At 44.0% G+C, this 20903-nt stretch carries 18 protein-coding genes; 16 read left to right on the top strand and 2 right to left on the bottom strand.

Annotated elements, in window-relative coordinates; translation table 11 throughout:
- The first annotated feature begins 6 nt into the window (after positions 1-6).
- The 11 genes from strainIA91_RS01695 (at position 7) to strainIA91_RS01745 (ending at position 12736) form a co-directional block, all read left to right on the top strand.
- Positions 7-1344 carry an LPP20 family lipoprotein gene (locus strainIA91_RS01695; RefSeq protein ID WP_400167367.1) on the top strand — a complete coding sequence of 446 codons (1338 nt, stop codon included), beginning with the start codon at positions 7-9 and terminating at the stop codon, positions 1342-1344.
- A gap of 33 nt (positions 1345-1377) precedes the next feature.
- Positions 1378-2832, top strand: coding sequence for a YhjD/YihY/BrkB family envelope integrity protein (locus tag strainIA91_RS01700; protein WP_400167368.1), 1455 nt, complete (start codon positions 1378-1380; stop codon positions 2830-2832).
- Complete coding sequence (locus strainIA91_RS01705; protein ID WP_400167369.1) at positions 2825-3400, top strand: DNA-3-methyladenine glycosylase I; 576 nt, start codon at positions 2825-2827, stop codon at positions 3398-3400. Before strainIA91_RS01700 ends, strainIA91_RS01705 begins: the two co-directional genes overlap by 8 nt.
- A gap of 7 nt (positions 3401-3407) precedes the next feature.
- Positions 3408-4007 (top strand): hypothetical protein, encoded by a 600-nt coding sequence (locus strainIA91_RS01710; RefSeq protein ID WP_400167370.1) that lies wholly within the window; start codon positions 3408-3410, stop codon positions 4005-4007.
- The gene (locus strainIA91_RS01715; RefSeq protein WP_400167371.1) at positions 3988-4485 is read left to right on the top strand and encodes a hypothetical protein; all 498 of its coding nucleotides are present in this window, start codon (positions 3988-3990) and stop codon (positions 4483-4485) included. Before strainIA91_RS01710 ends, strainIA91_RS01715 begins: the two co-directional genes overlap by 20 nt.
- Positions 4475-5194 carry an RsmE family RNA methyltransferase gene (locus strainIA91_RS01720; RefSeq protein ID WP_400167372.1) on the top strand — a complete coding sequence of 240 codons (720 nt, stop codon included), beginning with the start codon at positions 4475-4477 and terminating at the stop codon, positions 5192-5194. Before strainIA91_RS01715 ends, strainIA91_RS01720 begins: the two co-directional genes overlap by 11 nt.
- Entirely contained in the window at positions 5191-5532 is a 342-nt protein-coding gene (locus tag strainIA91_RS01725; RefSeq protein ID WP_400167373.1) for a histidine triad nucleotide-binding protein, read from the top strand. Before strainIA91_RS01720 ends, strainIA91_RS01725 begins: the two co-directional genes overlap by 4 nt.
- Positions 5533-5759: 227 nt before the next feature.
- The gene (gene smc / locus strainIA91_RS01730) at positions 5760-9317 is read left to right on the top strand and encodes a chromosome segregation protein SMC (protein ID WP_400167374.1); all 3558 of its coding nucleotides are present in this window, start codon (positions 5760-5762) and stop codon (positions 9315-9317) included.
- Between the two features lie 12 nt (positions 9318-9329).
- A complete protein-coding gene (locus strainIA91_RS01735; RefSeq protein WP_400167376.1) occupies positions 9330-10703 on the top strand; it encodes a GWxTD domain-containing protein in 1374 nt (457 codons plus the stop codon).
- Entirely contained in the window at positions 10700-11605 is a 906-nt protein-coding gene (locus strainIA91_RS01740) for an ROK family protein (protein ID WP_400167377.1), read from the top strand. The genes strainIA91_RS01735 and strainIA91_RS01740 overlap by 4 nt, the downstream gene beginning before the upstream one ends.
- 504 nt (positions 11606-12109) lie before the next feature.
- Complete coding sequence (locus strainIA91_RS01745) at positions 12110-12736, top strand: ComF family protein (RefSeq protein ID WP_400167378.1); 627 nt, start codon at positions 12110-12112, stop codon at positions 12734-12736.
- 10 nt (positions 12737-12746) lie between these two features.
- Here strainIA91_RS01745 and strainIA91_RS01750 read toward each other — a convergent pair whose 3' ends face one another.
- Entirely contained in the window at positions 12747-13262 is a 516-nt protein-coding gene (locus tag strainIA91_RS01750; protein WP_400167379.1) for a lipocalin family protein, read from the bottom strand.
- A 129-nt stretch (positions 13263-13391) separates the two neighbouring features.
- On the opposite strand from strainIA91_RS01750, the gene strainIA91_RS01755 reads away from it, so the two are divergent.
- The 3 genes from strainIA91_RS01755 to strainIA91_RS01765 are packed head-to-tail and all read left to right on the top strand — an operon-like array spanning position 13392 to position 16218.
- Complete coding sequence (locus strainIA91_RS01755; protein WP_400167380.1) at positions 13392-14528, top strand: NAD(P) transhydrogenase subunit alpha; 1137 nt, start codon at positions 13392-13394, stop codon at positions 14526-14528.
- The gene (locus tag strainIA91_RS01760) at positions 14528-14824 is read left to right on the top strand and encodes an NAD(P) transhydrogenase subunit alpha (RefSeq protein ID WP_400167381.1); all 297 of its coding nucleotides are present in this window, start codon (positions 14528-14530) and stop codon (positions 14822-14824) included. Before strainIA91_RS01755 ends, strainIA91_RS01760 begins: the two co-directional genes overlap by 1 nt.
- On the top strand, positions 14821-16218 hold the full coding sequence (locus tag strainIA91_RS01765) for an NAD(P)(+) transhydrogenase (Re/Si-specific) subunit beta (RefSeq protein WP_400167382.1): 1398 nt from the start codon (positions 14821-14823) through the stop codon (positions 16216-16218). The genes strainIA91_RS01760 and strainIA91_RS01765 overlap by 4 nt, the downstream gene beginning before the upstream one ends.
- Positions 16219-16523: 305 nt before the next feature.
- On the opposite strand, the gene pruA is transcribed toward strainIA91_RS01765, so the two are convergent.
- Positions 16524-18152 (bottom strand): L-glutamate gamma-semialdehyde dehydrogenase, encoded by a 1629-nt coding sequence (gene pruA, locus strainIA91_RS01770; RefSeq protein WP_400167383.1) that lies wholly within the window; start codon positions 18150-18152, stop codon positions 16524-16526.
- Between the two features lie 330 nt (positions 18153-18482).
- On the opposite strand from pruA, the gene strainIA91_RS01775 reads away from it, so the two are divergent.
- Together strainIA91_RS01775 and strainIA91_RS01780 are read left to right on the top strand one after the other, a co-directional pair.
- The gene (locus strainIA91_RS01775; RefSeq protein ID WP_400167384.1) at positions 18483-19469 is read left to right on the top strand and encodes a PEGA domain-containing protein; all 987 of its coding nucleotides are present in this window, start codon (positions 18483-18485) and stop codon (positions 19467-19469) included.
- A gap of 282 nt (positions 19470-19751) precedes the next feature.
- Positions 19752-20738: a Gfo/Idh/MocA family protein gene (locus strainIA91_RS01780; protein ID WP_400167385.1), complete on the top strand. Its 987-nt coding sequence runs from the start codon at positions 19752-19754 to the stop codon at positions 20736-20738.
- Positions 20739-20903 lie beyond the last annotated feature (165 nt).

Genomic DNA, 20903 nt, shown 5'->3' on the forward strand with positions numbered 1-20903 from the left:
ATGATCATGAAACAGTCTTTATTGTGGTTTTGTATATTGTTTTTTCTTTTTATTCACCCGGGACTTCTATCAGCTCAAGCGATTGATTTCACCGGCTCAGATCTGGATTCAATGATGGTAAAACCTGTCATGGAATCAGAGGAAGATCAGCAACCCTATTGGGTTCGTGAAATGAAAATTGAAGATCCGGAAGCATGTTATTTTGGCATCGGGATGAGTAAAGAATCCCGGGAAGATGCAGATGATAAGGCCCGGGTTGAATTTTCAAAAATGCTGGAAGTCCAGGTGGATGCCCGGGTGCAGCATGAAATCAATGAAAAAGGCCGGAAAGTGTCGGAAGCCTTTCAGATGAAAAACACCGTCATGTCCAAAATGATTCTCAGGGGCATTTATGTATCAGAACGGTGGACAGATCCGGAATCCGGGATATATTACAGTCTGATCCGGGTAAACAAGGACGATTACAATAAACTAATTGAGGAAGAGATCGCCCGGGAAGCGGCACGGCAGGCGGCATTGAACCGCTATGAGGAGAAAAAGCGGGAGGAATCCATCCGCCACCAGGAATCTATGGTCAAATTGGATTCTGCCCAGACGGCTGTCAAGCTGACAGAAAAGAAGCAGAAAGATGAAAAAAGGGAAGCCCGGAAGAAAAGGCAGAAAGAGCACATGGAACATATAGCCCGGGTCTACGGGGAATATAACACTTTTCAGCCCCACACCTGTCTGGCAGATATGAAAAATGCAGAAATTGATCCCGGGCGTCATACCTTGTCCGTGAAAGGGGCATTAAACCGGCCGGGTTTTGTCAGCGCCTCCTACAGCGTTAGTATGTTCCGGCTTCTCAACCTTTCCCTGACCATGGGAATGCACCGGAATCGCCTGGATCGACAGGATGCCACCATAAAGTTTAAAATACTCGATGGCATTGGGAAAATCTATCGCGTATCTGCGGCAATTTCTTTTTCCCAATACTTATCTACACTGCCACGGATTCAGGGGTTTGATGGATTGAAAGATGTCTCGTTTCACCATGAATTTACGGTTGGAGGCATGATGAATCTCTCCATACCCAACTTGTATTCCACAGCCTGTTTGCAGGCAGATAAACGGCGGGTATCCCTTGGATGGATTGTCCACCCCCTCTATATGCATCTGGAAGAACATCTGGGAGTCTTTGTGCAGGTAGACTATTATCCCCAGCCCTTTTTCAGGAATCCCTATGGGGATAAATGGCAGCTACAGCCCGGTATTCAGTTTATGGTTTTACCAGATAAGCTGTATACAACCCTAGCCTATGAGGATAACCACCTTTTTAATCTAAATCTGGACTTCCACTTTTGAATTCGATAAGATTAGCGTGACCGGGGACATATTATGATATCAGATAAAAAACAACATTCAGGATTATTACAACGGTTTATTAAGCGTGTGATTACCTTTTTCCGGTTCGATGAAAATGAATCCGGACCTGTTAGAAATATCCTTTACAAGGTGGATTGGGTTACTACCATTACCTTTAAAAAATTCAAGAATGATCTCTGTTTTGAACAAGCCGCCAGTCTGGCCTTTATTACAGTGATCTCCCTTATCCCCCTGTCGGTTTTATTTTTCAGCATTGCCGGTGTTTTAGGCGTTGGGCAGGAAATCATCAATTATGTCCAGGACCGTGTTTTTCCCTTTGTGGCACCGGAATTCCAACAGGAACTGAGCGGATGGCTGAACACGTATATATCCCCAACGGCATTCCGGGGTATCAAAAGCGGGATTATCAGCCTGATTGCCATTGTCAGTTTATTGCTGGCTGCCATGGCTGTCTTTGTGATGGCTGAACGGGTTTTTAATCATATATGGAAGGTTCAGGAACGGCGGAGTTATCTTCAAAAAGTCGTGGCTTTCTGGGTTGTGCTGACAACCAGCCCCTTTTTGATCCTGATGTCTATCTGGCTCATGAATTATATCAATCCTCCTGGAGGCATGATAGATCAGCTGATCCAATCCTCCTGGTTTTTCAGGTTGATGTATAATAATCTGGTCCCCCTGGGAATTAGCTTTGCCGCATTTACCCTGGCGTATATCATTGTCCCTTCCATCTCGGTTAAATTTAAATATGCTGCCTGGGGCGGGTTGATTACCGCCATGCTTTGGGAGTTATCAAAAAAGACGTTCTACTTGTATGTTGCCCAGATCGGCCACGTGACCAACTTTTACAAATCCCTGGCCACAATTCCCCTTTTTCTGATGTGGGTGTATCTTACATGGGTCCTGGTTTTGTGGGGAGCCGAGCTGTCTCACACTTTTCAGAATATGCAGATCTTAAGACGGATCTATGAAAATCAGGGCAGAGAGCGATTTTATTCAAAGCACTATCTGGCGGCGATGATTCTTGTATTTATCGGGAAGGCTTTTCGCCAGGGGAATCCGGTTCCTACCCTGGATGATATCGGACAAAAAGCCGGCATACGAATTGAAGTTTTGGATGAGGTTGCTCAAATTTTGGTTCAAAAGCATTTCATTTTTCCAGATACTTCCCAAAACGGATCTTACTTTTTGGGCAAAGATCCCCGTCACATCTACCTGTCCGATGTGGTCCGGTGTGTCCATGTCCATGAATTCCCTGCAGAAGCCCGGATATTTCCCGGTGGTGGCTTGCGAAGATCGCCGGAAAATGATCCGGTGATGTTGAAACTGAAGGATGTATTTGTCCGTGCGTATGGTGCCATGACATCCGGTTTTGCAGCCATTACGCTGGACAGCATTCTGAACAGCGATGAATCCTTACCTGAGCCGGATGTTCCGGAAGAACCCAAACAAATCGGTGCCCATGAATAATGTAACAAGATGTCCCTGGCCCGGGAAGGATCCCCTGATGATGACCTATCATGATACGGAGTGGGGGGTACCCCTCCATGACGATCAGGGATTGTTCGAATTTCTGATCCTGGATGGTTTCCAGGCCGGCCTTAGCTGGTCTATTGTACTCCGGAAGCGGGGCGCTTTTCGTCAGGCTTTTGATGGATTTGATCCTGAAAAAATTGCCAGGTATGATGAAGAAAAAGTGCAGGCTTTACTCCAAAATCCGGAAATTATCCGCAACCGGCGAAAAATCGACGGGGCTATCCGGAATGCCCGGAGTTTCCTGTCCATCCGGGAACAAAAGGGTTCTTTCAACGATTATATATGGATGTTTACAGATGGGAAAACCATACACAATCACTGGCGGGAGGAATCCCAAATACCGGTGACATCATCGGAATCAGATGCCATGAGCAAAGATTTGAAGCAACATGGGTTTAGTTTTGTGGGTTCCACGATATGCTATGCCTTTATGCAGGCCGCCGGGTTGGTGAATGATCACCTGATTTCCTGTTTCAGGCATCAAGAATTGATAAACCTCTGAGAAAACCATGAAAAAGTTCATATTGCTCTTCATCTTATCAGTTGCTGTTCTTTCCGCCGGACAGCCAAAATCCATGGCGGAGATTCATCGTTTTACCGCATTGGATGTCCATGTAACAGACTTTGGGACGGGTTTCGGGGCGTACCGGCAGTTTTCACCTATCGGACGGTTCCACCCGGCCATTAATGCCCTGTTTACCATGGTATCCGGCGGTGATGAATATACGTGGTATGATATTTACGGGTATGCCCATGTGGAAAATGAGGTCAGCCTGAATATTGTCAATCTGGGACTGAATGGGAAATATCATATTTTCAAAGGAAAAATCGCCAATAGTTTTTCTCCTTTTCTGAGTGCCAAAATCGGGTATGCCCTGGGATTGGATACACCTGAAGGTGAAAGGTTTATGGATAAGATCAAACATATTGACCGGGTGCATGGATTTAACACAGGCTTTTTTGGTGGAGTGGATTTTGCAGTTGACCGGAAATACGGGTTTTCCGTAGCCATTGGCACCCAGTGGAATGTGTTTGAAAAAACGGTGGATGGGCAAAAATATTGGAACGGTACAACAATTGTGATACAATATGGAAAAATCATCCCCTGATCAGATAATCTATCTCAGCAAACCGCACCCTGGAACCGGCTATTTAATGATTGAATTGCTCTTTTTGGCTGCTTTTATTCTGGTTCCTCAAATTCAATGCAAAACCGGATGTTTTATCTGGACACCCTGGCGGATTTTTCTGTTTGGGGTAATCTATCTTGCTCTTTTCTGGCACCTGGTAGATTCTTTTCGTGTGAAATATGTGATAAGCCCCGGGATGCTTGAGATCAGAGCACCGTGGTATAAGAAACAGGTGCCTTTGGATGAGATTCTGGAAATTCGACACATCCGGGGGGGGTCTCTTAAAGTTTTGATGGGATGGTCCAGCCGGAATGTTTTAAACCGCTACAGAGGCCTTGTAAAGATCAACTGTCGCCGGGGAGAGCGTTATCTTGTATCTCCGGATCATCCAGAAGAGTTTTTATCTGTCTTAAAGAATGCCATAGAAGCGTACCAGGAGCCATCCCATGGCCAATGAACATTACGTTTTTGTGCCGGAATGGTCCCCGGAGATGAGCACGGTGGATATTCTGGACGAAGAGCATCATCATCTGTTCCGGGTTTTACGATTAACGGTTGGTCGGCAGATTTATATAGTGAATGGTAAGGGTTCCGGGGCAAAGGCGGAAATCACGGATATTTCCAAAATTGGAACCCGCTGCCAGGTTGTCCAATTGCTGGAACCTTTGGATTCACCTGCTGTTCAGGTCCATCTGGCCGTTGGACTTATCCGGCGTTCCAGGTGGGAGTGGTTGCTGGAAAAAGCCGTTGAACTGGGTGTCCGGCGCGTCATTCCTTTGAAAAGCCGGTATACGGTTCGGGAAACAACCCGGCCTGAGAGAGATAAAAAAATTATGATTGCTGCTTTAAAGCAGTGTGGCCGGTATACTTTACCTGAATTGGAGGATGAGACGGATTATTCCCAGGCAGTGAAACAAAGGCGGGGAGAAGGCATTATCCTTCATCAGGAAGACGATATCCCCTATTTGCGTGATGTCCCTGGCGTGAAAGATGAAATAACCCTGTTTGTGGGTCCGGAGGGAGGATTCTCCGATGAAGAAATTCTCCTTGCTGAACAGGAGGGAGTTCATAAAGCTCATTTAGGAGCAGTCCGGCTCCGGACAGAAACAGCGGCTATCAACGCCATCGCTTATTTTACATATTGGAACCAGGAGGTGATTCAATGACAGATTGTCTGTTTTGTAAAATTATCAGGGGAGAGATCCCCTCTACAAAAGTGTATGAAAATGAGGATGTATTAGCCTTCAGGGATATCAATCCCCAGGCACCGGAACACATTCTTATCATTCCCAAGATTCACATCAACCGGGTTGAAAACCTGAGTGACAATCAAAGCGAAATGGTGGGGAAGCTTGTGATCGCCGCCAAAAATATTGCCCGGCACCTGGGGATACATAACGGCTACAGACTTGTTTTCAATAATGGGCCTCAGGCCGGACAGGAAGTGGAACACATTCATCTGCATCTGCTGGCGGGCAGAAAATTTGCCTGGCCACCGGGATAGATACACAAAAAGACAGATAATTGTAATATATTAAATATAAAACAATCTTGACTTTTATGGGATGGTGAATTATTTTAACCCCGGGGGCTCGAAGACATAGGGGAAATCATATATTATCTATTTTCACAAGTCCTTTCTGATAAAACCTGATTATTGCTTCTATTTAGCGCTTTTAAGCCCAAAATTCATTTGGTTTGAAAATTCAGATGAAATAACTTTTGAAACGTATGTATATATCAAAACTCGAAATTTTTGGCTTCAAATCCTTTGCTCATAAAACGCAATTGAATTTTGGAGAAGGTATCACATCAATTGTCGGCCCCAATGGATGCGGAAAAACCAATGTCGTTGATGCAATCCGTTGGGTTTTAGGGGAACAAAAATCAAGTTTGCTGCGATCCGATGTGATGACGGATGTTATTTTTAATGGGTCAAAGCACCGCAAGCCGTTGAATTACAGCGAAGTTTCCCTGACCATACATAACAATCGGGGGGTGCTGGGTGTTGCCTATAATGAGGTGATTATTACCCGCCGTCTTTACCGGGATGGTACCAGTGAATATTTGCTGAATAACACCCCTGTCCGCCTGAAAGATATTCATGACCTTTTTGTTGATACAGGCATGGGGTCTGATGCTTATTCCGTGATTGAATTGAAAATGGTGGAAGAAATCCTCAGCGAGAATAAGGATAGCCGGAAACATTTGTTTGAAGAAGCTGCTGGGATCAACAAGTACAAGAGCCAGCGAAAGAGTGCCTATCGTAAGCTGGATGCCACCCGGGAGGATTTGGAACGACTGGATGATATTCTGTATGAAATCAAAAAGAATGTCAGCGGGCTTAAACGACAATTAAACCGGTATCAAAAGTATCAGGAATATGCAGATGAATTAAGTGATCTGGAAATCCGGTTTGGTCAGAAGAACTGGTTTTCTTTACAGGATCAGATTGCACCGCTTCAGAGCAAGCTGGAACGGAATCAGGTCCGTCAGAATGAAACCAGTCGGCAGTTGGGTATAGAAGAATCCATGCTCAGTACTTACAGAAAAGAAGAAGAAGACCTTTCCGGAAATCTGGAAAGCCATAATCAACGTCTTCAGGAATTGACCCAGGTCTTGGCAGATTTGAAAACCCGGGCGATGGTTCTGGAAGAAAAAATCCATAATGCCAAAATATCCATAGACCGTTTGAAAGAAGAACGTGAACTGGCAATACAACGTAAAGCAGCCAATGAAAAAATCCGGGATGATCTGAAAATTGAGCTGGAGAAAAATGATCCCCGGATGGAATCCCTCAGGAAAGAGTATGAAAAAGCCCGTGAAACGTTCGAAAAGATGGAAGAAACTACCCGGGAAATTACGTGCCGGGTCGATGATATGGCCGTACAAGTGCGGGAAAAACAGGCGACTTTGAATCAGATTGAACAACAACGGACACGTCTTCTGGATCAACAGGCACAGATCCGGGAACTTTTGGAAAAGGATGACAAAAAGCGGATTGAACTCGAGGAGGAGAATCAGGAAAGGATTCAAATTTTTAAAGATCTGGAAAAAAAATATCAGGAAGCCGAAAGATCTTCCGATTCTGCCGGCCAATCATTGATGGATTTGGAAAAAGAGATTTCTAATCATGCCGATTCGGTCCGTGCCCTCCGTGAAGAGATTATGGAAGCCAAATCCCGTCACGAGCAGGTCCGGAAAGAACTGGTTTTTTATCAGGAATTGGTAGAGTCCATGACAGGCTTTAATCCGGGTGTCCGCTATGTTTTGAAAGAATTGAACCATCCGGGGATTAAAGGAACTGTCGCAGATCTGCTGCATGTGAAGCCCGATTATGCCACGGCTATTGAAATTGCCCTGGGCAATATTGTCAAATACCTGGTTGCGGATACAAAGGATTCAGCCCTGGATATTATTGACGATTTAAAGAAAAATCAAAAAGGACGGGTGACGGTTATCCCTATGGATCTGGTCCGTGAGAGGCTTCGGAAGCCCCGGGAATTTACCCATTGGGATGATAATGTCATTGGCCCGGCCAGGGAGTATATTACGGCTGAACCCGGATCAGAGCTTCTGATAGATTATTTTCTCAGTGATGTGATTCTGGTGCATTCCCTGCGGAAAATTCCCCGAAAAACACTGCAGGAAACCCGTTTTCGTTTTGTAACACCCGATGGGGATTATCTGGAACACCGGGGATTGATCAAGGGAGGTAAAAGCGAATCGGGATATCAGAATATCATTGGTCGCCGTGAAAAAATCCAAATCCTCGAAAAGGAAGAAAAAGAATTATCGAATCAGATTCGTACACTTGAAAAATCCTACCGTGATTCCGAAGATAAAGAAGAGAGTTTAAAAGCACAGCGGAATGTTTTGACAGAGACCTTGAAAAAAAGGGAAAGAGAACGGCTTGAGGCGGAAAAAGAGCTGAGCAGGATCCGGTACGCCCTGGATCACAATCAACAAAGGATTCAAGAGCTGAACGAGACCATATCCAGATACAGTTACCAACTTGAAGATTCTGATGTAACCGTGAGAAAACTGGAAAAAGACAGGGAAAAAGCCGGTGAAGCACTTGAAAAAGCCCGGCAGATGCTGGAAGAAATAAAGGAACAGAATCAAGGTGCTTTAAAGGAAAAAGATGATTTTTTCAGGAAAGTCCAGGATCTGCGGGTCCGCCTGATTTCTGAAGAGCGGGAAAAGGACAATACCCGGTTACGGTATCATAATGCTCTGGATATAATTCATGAGATGGATCAACGCATTGAAGAGCTTGAAGGAAATCTTCAAGTAACAGAAGAAACCCGGGTTCAAAGTGAGAAAGAATTGCAGATTGTCCGAATGGACTCGGAAAAGCAACAGGATATCCTTCAGGCAGAAGAGGAAAAAAGATCCAAACTTGCCGAACAGTTGAAATCCAAACGGGAAATCATTTCCAAAATCGAGCTGTCCATCTCCGAACAACATAGAAACCGGGAAAACACATTTCAAACCCTTCGGGATATTGAGATTAAATTGTCTGAGCTTCAAAGCGAACAAAATCGGATTCGGGACCGGATACTTGAGCGGTACAGGATTGATATTTTGAAGCAGGAATATCAGCACAGTCCTGAGGATGATTATGAGATGGAAGAAAAAATCGAAAGGCTCAGGCACCGGATCGAAATGATTGGTCCGGTAAATATGGCTGTTAAAACGGAATATGAGGAAGAATCTGCACGTTTAAAATTTTTAACTGAGCAAAAAGAGGACCTGCAGGAATCCGAGAAAAGTATTCTTGAGACCATACAGAAACTGGATACAACGGCCCGGAAGCAATTCAGGGAAGTGTTTGATCAGATCCGGCAGAATTTTGGTAAAACATACGGACTCTTTTTTCCCAGTGGATCTGGAGACATCCGGTTGATTGGAGATTCGGATCCTCTGGAAGCTGAAGTGGAAATCCTGTCCAGGCCCAAGGGGAGAGATATGAAAAGCCTTCGCTCTCTTTCAGCAGGTGAAAAGGCACTGACAGCCATAGCCCTTCTATTTGCAATTTATCTGGTCAAGCCATCTCCCTATTGTATACTGGATGAAGTAGATGCCCCCCTGGATGATCAAAATGTGGCACGGTTTACGCAGGCATTAAAACATTTTACGGAACGAACCCAGTTTATTGTTGTAACTCATAATAAACTGACGATGGAAGCAGCCGATTATATGTACGGTGTCACCATGCAGGAAGAAGGGGTTTCTAAAATAGTATCGGTAAATTTTTCCGGTGAAACAAAAGGCGCTTCAGCCTGATTGGGAGGTCTTATGTTCAGTGCAATATTTAAAAAGTCAATATTGATCTTAATAAGCATAACCGGCGTAATTTTTGGACAGGTCCAGATGCCTTTTGATATTGATTATGCCGTTTTTTTGGGGGATGACGAAACGCCGACGCTTGAAATTTATTATATGACTCACCGGTCTTTGATTACCTACCAAAGTGATGAGAATCAGGATTCTTTATATAAGGGGGGGTATGAGATTATCACCACATTATACAGCCGCGGTGAGCCGGTTTATCAAAAGCATGATATTCAAAACGATGAGGTAAAAGATCCCTCCCTGGTCACTCCAAAGCAAAAAATTCCGAAAATTCTTCCGCTTCAGATCCGGCCGGGTGATTATGAAATCAAAGTGCAGATAAAAGATATTCACTCTGGACATACAGGAGAACAGAAGATTGCAGTGAATGTCCCTGAATTTCCCAAAGATTCATTGGTTCTGAGTGATATTGAAATTGCATCCTATATTTTGAATGCAGAAGAAATGAGTCATTTTACCAAGCTGGGCCGTTATGATGTCATCCCCCATGCCCAACGGGTTTATAATCCGGACAATCCATCCATGATCGTCTATGCTGAAATATACAATCTGACAAAAACGGACAAACGGCGTGACAAAAACCGGTATACACAGGTCAGCCGCGTGTTGGATATGAACGGCCAAGAAGTGATGAAGAACAAGGAACTGGAAATTGACACCCCCGGATCTTTCAGTGTGGTTATGGATAAATTGAATGTGGGGACGCTGGAGCCGGGTATTTACACCTATGAACTTCAAGTGGAAGACTTAAATACCGGGCAGACAGATATTTCCTCGAAGAAGTTCTATGTGATGAGTCCCCAGGGAGCGATGCCGCAAAAAAATCCGCTGGATGATATTGTCCGGAATATGAGTGCTGAGGAAGTGGATTCCATTTTTAGTATTTTACAGCCGGTGATGGCAAAAGAAGAAATTCGCATGTACAAAAACAGCAACCTTGAAGGGAAACAAAGTGTGTTGATCCGCTTTTGGGAAGCCCGGGATCCGGATCCTGCCACACCGGTGAATGAATTCCGGATTGAGCTTGAAAAACGGATACAATATGCCAATGACCAGTTTTCAACACAGATTCGACGTGGGGCTCAAACAGACAGGGGTATGGTTTTGTTGAAATACGGTTTTCCCAGTGACAGAGAGGTCTTCCCAAGCCGTATGGAGAGAAACCCTTATGAAATATGGAGTTATAATCATATAGAAGGTGGCGTGGAATTTGTGTTTGTGGACGAAATGGGAACAGGGCTTTATGAGTTGGTTCACAGCACCAAGAGAGGAGAACGCTACGATCCAGACTGGTACGAAAGGTATAATTACCGATGAATAAGTCGAAACATTTTGCCATTGGGGTTGATCTGGGAGGAACAAAAGTTCGCCTTGGGCTTGTGAATGAAGCCTATGAAATAATAGGAGAAACGCCCAGGTTAAATACATTTGATTGCAACACGGGAGATGAGGTTGTCGCCCGGATCCATCAGGGAGTTCGGATTCTGATGGAGAAGAATGATTTGAGTTCCGGCCAAATCAAAGGTATCGGTGTAGGATCTCCAGGGCCTTTAGATCCCTACACCGGATACATTAAGGAAACATTGAATTTAAAGGCTGTATGTAATTACCCGTTGGGAGAATCCCTGGCAGAAGCGACGGGGATGCGGGTCTGTGTGGATAATGATGCAAATTGTTTTGGGTTGGGAGAACAGCGTGCAGGAAAAGCCAGGGGCATGCACCACGTGCTGGTAGGTACTCTTGGGACAGGTTTTGGTTTTGCCTATATACTGAACGGGAATGTCCTGCACGGCTCCACAGGTACGGCGACTGAAATAGGAATGCTACCCTATCAGGGTGGGATTTATGAGGATTTTGTGACGGGGCGGGGTCTTCGGGCCATGCATGCCCGGTTGAGTGGTGAGGATCTTGATCCAAAGGAAATTTCTGAACGGGCGTACAAAGGTGATGAAAGCTGCCTGAAAACCTTTGAGGAATATGGGCAGACCGTGGCTTATACCATTTTACCCTTTATTGCGCTGGTAGATCCGGAGATTGTGGTCCTGGGAGGATCAGTATCCATCAATTGGCCCTTTTTTCAGGCCAGCTTAAAAGAAACAATCCGACAACATATCTTTACGCATCAGCAGGAACATTTAAAAATTGAGAAATCCGAATTGGGTGAACTCGCAGCCGTCATCGGTGCAGCCGGACTTTTGGATATGGATTATTCTATTTAAGCAGTTCGGATTTTAAAAATTAATATTTTGTTTACTGCTTTATTCAGTATGTTGAGAGGGGTAACTTTATTCGTTAATCAGTTTAATGATCCGGCTGAGTTATTGAAGGGAACATCATGTGTCAATATATTAATAATAATATAATCTTGACACGGCACGGGAATGGCTGTATCTTACCCCCGGGGTGGGGGGTGATACCTTATCGAAAATCTATATATGAGTGATGTAATTTGCAGTTAGAGATAAGATGGTGGAAACATAATATATTATTAATAATATTAAATTGAATTTTTTGGTTTTTTACGTTAATATTTGATTACTTATTTCTGAGAGGAATGAAAGAGTAAAAATATAAAATATCGTAAAAGCTGTCTATTTGTGCTGACATGTCCTAAAAAAAATCTTTCAAAATTGAAACATCTAATAAATATGTTTTTTCCCTCCCGATGTCTTATTTGTCGCCGTGTTGCGCTTTTTTCAACTTTTATCTGCAGGGATTGTTTTTTGGAACTGGAGATTTTTCTGGATATGCCGGTTGATTTTACACGGGATGATATGCCATGGCTGGGAGATGTTGTGTGTGTATATTGGTTCACGCCAGGACTCCAGATTTTGGTGCATCATCTGAAGTATAAACAGTCTGATTACATTGGCCGTTTCCTGGGAATGAAAGCGGGTTTACTTACCAAACATCTTCCTGTGAGCCAGGCTGATGCATTGATTCCGGTACCTCTGCATCCCCGGCGGAAACGGCAGCGGGGATATAATCAAAGTGAACAGATTGCCCTTGGGATTTCTCAGATATGGAATGTTCCCGTCCATTCAGAATTGACTTACCGAAAAGTCCATACGTCTACACAAACTCGGTTGAACAAGGAAGAGCGACGGAAAAATATTTCCGGTGTATTTGGTATCAAGAGAGGCCAGATTCCCCCGGCTCACTGTGTGATTGTAGATGACATCCTGACAACCGGCGCTACAACTTGTGAACTGAGCCGGACCCTGTATGAAGCCGGTGCAAATAAAATCAGCATCATGACATTGGGCACTCCGTTTACGCATCTGGGAATTCAATTTTCACCGGATATTGATGAAACAGATGAAATAAATAAAACATTAAATTCTGAATGATATGCGATGGCTAAAGTTGAGTTACCCGAATAAGGTTTTGGGTTTTAAATCCGCGTTCCTGAAGTTTCTCTGTCAACCGTTGATATAATGTTTCGCTCATTGTTTTTGACCGGCTTAATATCCAAAGATATTTTTTTGAGTTGCTGGTTACAACGGCATATTGATAGTTTTTATCAAGGTCTATTACAATATAGTGAGATGAAATCAACGGGAAAAAACGGACTTTCAAGTGACCGTTCTTTTTCTCAGAGGCTCTGTAGGCCACTGCCTCAGCTTTTTTTACCTTTTCCGGATTATCGCTTTCTATACCTGTGTTGAGAACCTGGACTTTTCCATCTTTTCGGAGTGTGTATTTTGCCTGGTTGCTTATCAGTCCCCGTTCAAATGGGTGGTTAAAACGGGCAATTTCGTACCATGTGCCCATGTAGCGTTCCAAATCCAGTTCAGGTACTACATACTGCAGATTTTTACTTGAGCCGCATCCCCAAAGCATGAGAAATCCTCCCAGCAAAATGTATTTCCTCATTAGCTTCTCTCGCTTTCTTTTACTATAATTACGTGCCTGATTCAATGGAAACGTTACGATTCTGGGATCACAGATGTAACGAAAGAAAGAAAAAAGCACGTACAAACAGATAAAAACAGGGTGGAGCGTATGATGGTAATTGGAGTAATGAAAGAACCGGCTGGAGAGACGCGAATCGCTCTTCTGCCTGAACATGTACAAAAGCTGATTGATTCAGGGAAACACGAAGTGCTTGTTGAAAAAGGTTTTGGTGAATCCCTTTTTCTGCCGGATGGAGATTATGTAAAGGCAGGAGCGACGGTCACAGACCGGGATACCCTTTTAAAAAAGGCTTCTGTTTATGTACGGATCAATCCCCCTGATAGTGAATTGATTCAAAAAATTCCCAAAGGGAATGTATGGATCAGCTATCTGGATCCGGTGAATCGAAAAAAAACAATTGAAGCATTGGCCCAGAAGGGTGTAAAGGCTTTAAGTCTGGAGTTTATTCCCCGAAGTACCTATGCCCAGAAAATGGATGCTCTGAGTTCCCAGGCAAGTCTTGCAGGGTATGAAGCCGTAATTCTTGCGGCTGAACGGTTGAATAAAATTTTTCCCATGATGATGACACCGGCAGGAACGATCCAGCCGGCCCGAGTATTTGTGATAGGGGCCGGAGTCGCCGGTTTGCAGGCCATCGCAACAGCCAAGCGGCTTGGAGCCCGCGTTGAAGCCTTCGATACGCGCCCGGTTGTGGAGGATGAAGTCCGCTCACTGGGAGCAAAATTTGTTAAAATTGATCTGGGAGAAACGGGTCAGACAAAAGACGGATATGCAAAAGAGCTTACGGAAGAGCAATTGGAAAAGCAGCGACAACTGATGGCCAAGCATTGTACTTTGTCGGATGTTGTCATTACGACAGCTCAGGTGTTTGGCCGAAAAGCCCCCTTGATTGTCACCCGGGAAATTATTGAAAAGATGAAAAAGGGGAGTGTCATTGTGGATTTGGCTGTTGAGTCCGGGGGTAATGTAGAAGGTTCGAAACCTGGAGAGGATGTCATGATACATGATGTCACGATTGTGGGTGTACGAAATGTCCCGGGGCGCGTGCCCGTGGATGCCAGCCGGATGCTGAGTGGGAATTTCACAGCCCTTCTGACACATCTTATGGATTCTGAAACCGGGGATTTGAAATCTCTGTCAGATGATGAAATTTTCCAATCGATTTGCCTTACCCGGGATGGTGAGGTGATCCATGAAACGCTGAAAAAAATGTGGAGTAAATAATGGAATTCATTTATCTCATATTCATTTTGATGCTGGCGATTGTTGCCGGGTTTGAACTGATTTCCAAAGTACCGGCGACCCTGCATACCCCCTTGATGTCCGGCAGTAATGCTATCTCAGGGATTACACTGGTGGGTGCGCTGATTTCTGCTGGTTCAGCCAATGAAACGGTCACCATCATTTTGGGGACACTGGCTGTAACGTTTGCTACCATCAACGTGGTAGGCGGATACCTTGTAACAGACCGCATGCTGGCCATGTTTAAGAAGAAAAAAGAGGGGGAGGATAAATCATGAATATTGATCAACTGATTAATCTGGTGTATATCCTGGCGGCCCTTCTTTTTATTATCGGTGTCAAGAAACTCAGTTCCCCCCAAACTGCCCGTCAGGGGAATGGCCTTTCATCCCTGGGTATGTTATTGGCCGTTGTTGCAACATTGTGGCATCAGGATATTATTGGTTATGAATGGATTATTGTGGGACTCCTGGCCGGTGCCGTGATAGGAACAATCAGTGCCCGGGTTGTTAAAATGACAGCCATGCCGGAAATGGTGGCCCTATTTAACGGGTCCGGCGGGATTGCCAGTCTGCTGGTAGGGTGGAGTGTCTATCATGTAGGAAGTTCTCTGATACCCTCTACGACTATTCCCATTATTTTATCTGTCCTCATTGGGGGTGTCACCTTTACAGGAAGTCTCATAGCATGGGCAAAATTATCCGAGGTTATTGATGGGAAACCACATATTTTCAAGGGACAGCATATTCTAAATGTTTTGATACTTTTAATCCTGCTGGCAGCGGGTATTTTTCTGGTGATTAAGCCTGTTGGAATGTTCTGGGGTACAGATTTGTCCATGTACTGGATTTTTATTTTGCTGGTGCTTGTCTCAGGTATTTTAGGTGTGTTGATGGTAATTCCCATTGGTGGCGCAGATATGCCGGTTGTGATATCCCTCTTGAATTCTTTTTCCGGTCTTGCCGCCGCTGCCGCCGGTTTTGTGATCAGTAATAACGTTCTGATTGTATCCGGAGCTCTCGTAGGTGCCAGCGGAATTATTCTTACACAAATTATGTCCAAAGCCATGAACCGGAGTCTCGGAAATATCCTGTTCAGTGGTTTCGGATCGGTTGTATCCAGTGAAGGATCATCCGAACAGGGCGATGTGAAACCCATTACCGTTGAAGATGCTTATCTGATACTTGAGGCAGCCCGTTCAGTTGTGATCATTCCCGGTTATGGGATGGCGGTAGCTCAGGCTCAGCATGTCGTGCGTGAATTGGCGGAACTGATGGAAAAAAATGGAACGGAAGTGAATTTTGCCATCCATCCAGTGGCGGGCCGGATGCCGGGACACATGAATGTCCTCCTGGCGGAAGCCAATGTGGACTATGATAAACTGCGTGAAATGGATGATATCAATCCTACCATGCCCACGGTGGATGTTGCAATCGTCATTGGTGCCAATGACGTTGTGAATCCAGCCGCCCGGGAAGATCAAAGTAGTCCCATATACGGCATGCCGATTATTAATGCTGATTATGCGCGAACCGTCTTTGTGTTGAAACGATCCATGCGTCCGGGTTTTGCCGGTATTGAAAATCCTCTTTTCTTCAAGGAAAATACGCGCATGCTCTTTGGAGATGCCAAACATTCCATTCAGGGACTGGTGGCAGAATTTAAAAGTTGATATATCCGTTGGGAGTCCTGTGTAAGGAATTCCCAATATATCGTCAACAAAAGATAACGGGTTTATTAAAGTGAATGTTAAGTAATATAATATATCAAATGTAATATAAACTTGCATTTTTGTGTAGTCCGGACTATTTTATCCCCGGGGGTTTTTGGATATAACATAAACTATATATAGTATACTGCTTATAATCTATTAAACGAACAAGTATCTCAAACATCTAAGATATGATTAATTTTTTCGAATATTAAAAAGGGGTGGTTATATCTCCACCCCTTTCATCATTCGAATGTCAGAACTCATCAATCCATATGCGGATATCGATAGTCTTTCGGCGGCAGAAAGTTTTCTTTGATAGCCCTCATAGAGACCCAGCGCATAAGATTCATGGGTGAGCCGGCTTTGTCATTTGTACCGGATGCCCTTGACCCTCCGAAAGGCTGTTGTCCGACAACTGCTCCGGTTGGCTTATCGTTGATGTAAAAATTACCTGCGGCATGACGTAAAAGTTTCTCTGCCTGCCGGATAGCAAATCTGTCCTTTCCAAAGACAGCTCCCGTCAAAGCATACGGACTAGTTTCATCACAGAGTTTGAGCGTCTCTTCATAGGCATCGTCTTTATATATGTAAAGGGTGATGACCGGCCCGAAGATTTCCTCTTCCATTGTGATAAATTTAGGATTTGTCGTCAGTATCGTTGTGGGTTCGATAAACCATCCCTTAAAATCATCATAGTTGCCACCGGTTACAAATTCCGCCTCACGGGATTCTCGGGCCAGGTCTATGTATTTTGTAATGTTTTTAAAAGCAGCTTCATCAATCACTGCTCCCATAAAATTCTTCAGATCTGTAGGATCTCCCATGGGAATAGATTTGACTGTTTCCACGTATTTATCTTTTATGGTATTCCAAAGGGATTCAGGTATATATGCTCTGGATGCGGCGGAACATTTTTGTCCCTGATATTCAAAAGCCCCCCGGACCATGGCTGTAATCAATTCATCAGGATCCGCAGACGCATGAGCAAAGATAAAATCTTTTCCGCCTGTTTCACCGACGATGCGTGGGTATGTTTTATAATTGGCGATATTATTTCCCACCGTTTTCCACATACTTTGAAAAACAGCTGTAGATCCCGTGAAATGGATACCAGCCAGATTTTCATTTTCCATCACCAGTCGACCCACCACAGAGCCTTTTCCGGGAATAAAATTGATGACTCCATCGGGCAATCCAGCCTCTTTGAAGAGTTTCATCAGGAAATAAGCCGAATAAACCGCTGAAGAAGCCGGTTTCCAAAGGACCGTATTTCCCATAAGAGCGGGAGATGTAGGAAGATTACCGGCGATGGATGTGAAATTAAATGGTGTAACCGCAAAGATGAATCCTTCAAGGGCCCTGTATTCCAAGCGGTTCCAGGTTTCCTTCGTATTGTAGGGGGGTTGATCTTTATAAATCTGGCACATGTAATCAGCATTGAAATTGAAAAAATCAATGAGTTCACACGCACTGTCAATTTCTGCTTGAAAGACGGATTTACTCTGGCCAAGCATGGTGGCGGCATTCAGCAATTCTCTGTATGGACCGGATAAAAGAACAGCCATGCGTTTAAAAATTGCTGCCCGGTCTTCCCAGGGCATTTCGGACCATTTTTTCCAGGCTTCTGCAGCAGCCTTCACTGCCATATCAATTTCTTTTTCACCGGCCTGATGAAACACGCCCAGATCATGGTGATGATCATGAGGTATGTGACATCTTTCCAGGTTTCCGGTTTGGACTTCTTTACCCCCGATGATTAGGGGAATTTCTATTGTTGTTTTTTTTAATTCTTTAAGCTTTTTCTCCAGACGAACACGCTCCGGACTTCCAGGAGCATAAGATAAAATCGGCTCATTGACTGCCGTCGGAACTTTAAATATTCCATTACTCATTAGTCACCTCATCATGGTTAATGTTCTCTCTTCTCTCTTCTCTTTATTCTATATCATGCATCTCAACTTATCCTTTTCATTCGATTATTTCCATGAAAAAATCATGATAAATCCTCCGATTTTCTGAGGTTAGTTGTGTGATATATGTCACGGAGCCTTTTCTGAAGGTCAGAACAAGCCCCTATGGATAAAAAAACCTTGCACTTGTTCATATCCTTTGAGTAAGATAAAGCAAGTACAAATAATGAATGGTTGAATGATGATGCTAAATGGTAATAAGATACACCCATCTCTGATGGAAAATTTTTTATTTGGAATAAGGAGAGAACGATGAAATTTGTTAAAAGTATTGTATTACTCCTGATGTGCGCTGTCCTGTTGTGGGGACGGTCTTTTACGGTCCTGGAGTTCAGAGAACTACAATCTGATTTTAAAGCTCAAACCGATCCTGAACTGGATATGGACATGAATTATTGTTCGGTTTTACGGGTGGAAAGCACCCGGGCAGTGGAAATCTCCCTGAAAGAAAAAACCTACAGGACAGAAAAAATTGGACCGGGTAAGTTCTATTTTTATTTTTCCTCACGGGAAAAATCTTTGACGCTCCAGTCCCATAATTATGAGCCTCTGACTATTGAGGCTCCAGATCGGGGTTTTAAGCCCGGAATAGTTTACTTTTTAAGATTGGATACCCGCGATGATGTGGATGTTTCAATCCGGGTGAATCCTCAAAATGCCAACATACGGATTGATGGAGAATTATGGGCTCAAAGCACCGGTAAACTGACTCCGGGTAATCATGCCCTCGAAATTACCCTGGAAGGATATGAACCCATCCATGAGACGCTTCAGATTGAAAACCGGGCAGCTGTTTTTAACTATACCATGACACCAAAAACATCGGTTCCGGAAACTCCTCCACCTGCAACGCCATCAGCACCTCCATCGGAGTCCGTATCAGCAGTAAAAGCCTATGATTTTTCCTTTGATGTGCTATCCTGTAATCGGATTCCCGATGGGAACGTGATGATTAAAATCCGGATTACCAATCTTTCCCTTGATGACAGAGAATTGGCGATTCACCGAAACACCCGTTTTTATGATGACCAGGGTCGTGAATTCGGGTCTCCGGTCAGAACTATTGGAAATAAAGAGGCGACATATCACACTGTGTTGCAACACCGTATGATCAGCCAGGTTCCTACATTGTTGACTCTCACATTTAATGATGTTCCCCAATCATCCAAATCCATCAGCCTTCTTGAACTGGTTACTCAGGAGTGGATTTTACCCTTCAGAGGTCTTCCGATTAAATGATGATGTATGTGATATACCCAAAGCCGGTGATTTCACCGGCTTTTTTATATAGGGATATGACATATTTAAATCTCGTGATGTGCTCGCCCCCCACCCCGGGGGTAAAATAATCCAAAATCTGAAACAAGTCAAGTTAATATTATTAATAATATATACAATAATAATGATTATTGTTCTATTTTTTTGATGATATTTTCAGAAAAGTTTTTCAAGGATCGAAATAAAGATTTATTCCTTTAATTTTTGTTTTCTACATTTGAATAATCATACCCGAAAGGATAGATGATGAAGGAACTAAAATGGGGAATTCTCGGTACAGGACGCATGGCAGAAATTTTTACGAGTGAATTAATGAAATTGCCAGACGCACATGTTGTGGCTGTCGGTTCCCGCATTCAAAGAAAAGCAGAAGCTTTTGGAAAACAGTTTCATATTCCTGAACGCTTCGGCAGTTATTCGGACCTGGTGAATCATTCTTCTGCAGATATCATTTATGTAGCAACTCCCCATCCTTTTCACAAAGACAATACGATCCTTGCATTGGAGGCCGGTAAGCATGTATTATGTGAAAAACCCTTTGCTATCCATGCCGGGGAAGCTGAAGCAATGATCAGAGTTGCCCGATCCCGGGGATTGTTTCTCATGGATGCTTTGTGGATCCGCTTTACACCTCTGATGCAATGGCTGAAAGAGTCACTTGGAAAGGGTATTTTGGGAAACCTGGGTATTTTTTCCGGTGCCTTCGGATATGCCATGGATTTTGATCCCCAAAGCCGGGTGTTTAATCCCCATTTGGGTGGTGGCGCATTGCTGGATGTGGGCATTTATCCTCTGTCAACCAGTGTTTGGATCATGGGAAATCCCGTTGAAACAGCAGCTCTTGCCACCCTGGGCAGAAGTGGTATCGATGAACGGACCGGCATCGTGATGAAAACAGCGGATGAAAAATTGTCAGTCCTCTATACATCTGTTATTAACCAGACCCCCTATGATTTTACGGTGATGGGTGAAAAAGGAGTGGTCACTGTCCATGGACCCTGGTGGCATCAGGATTCCCTCACAATTCATCCGGGAACAGAGAAGCCGGTTGTCAAACATTTTGCTTTTGAGAACCGGGGATATGGCTATATGGCGTCTCACGTTATGACCTGTATCCGAAATGGAAAGACTGAAAGTCCTGTTGTACCCCATACAGAAACACTCACGATTATGAAAGTGATGGATCAGATCCGGCAACAGATAGGATTAAAATATCCTGGTGAGGCCTGAAATTCAATCAATGTGGATATGGTTTGTAATCTGATATTGTGAAATATATTCGAGATGATGTGAGTTGATGAGTTGTGTCTCCAGTTCCGAAATACTGCCCCGCCCCATTTCACAGGGCAGGCAATCCCCTGTGAAATACGCTGCACTCATTTCACGGGGCAGGCA

Source organism: Candidatus Neomarinimicrobiota bacterium, from assembly GCA_041154365.1.
Lineage (GTDB): Bacteria > Fidelibacterota > Fidelibacteria > Fidelibacterales > Fidelibacteraceae > Fidelibacter > Fidelibacter multiformis.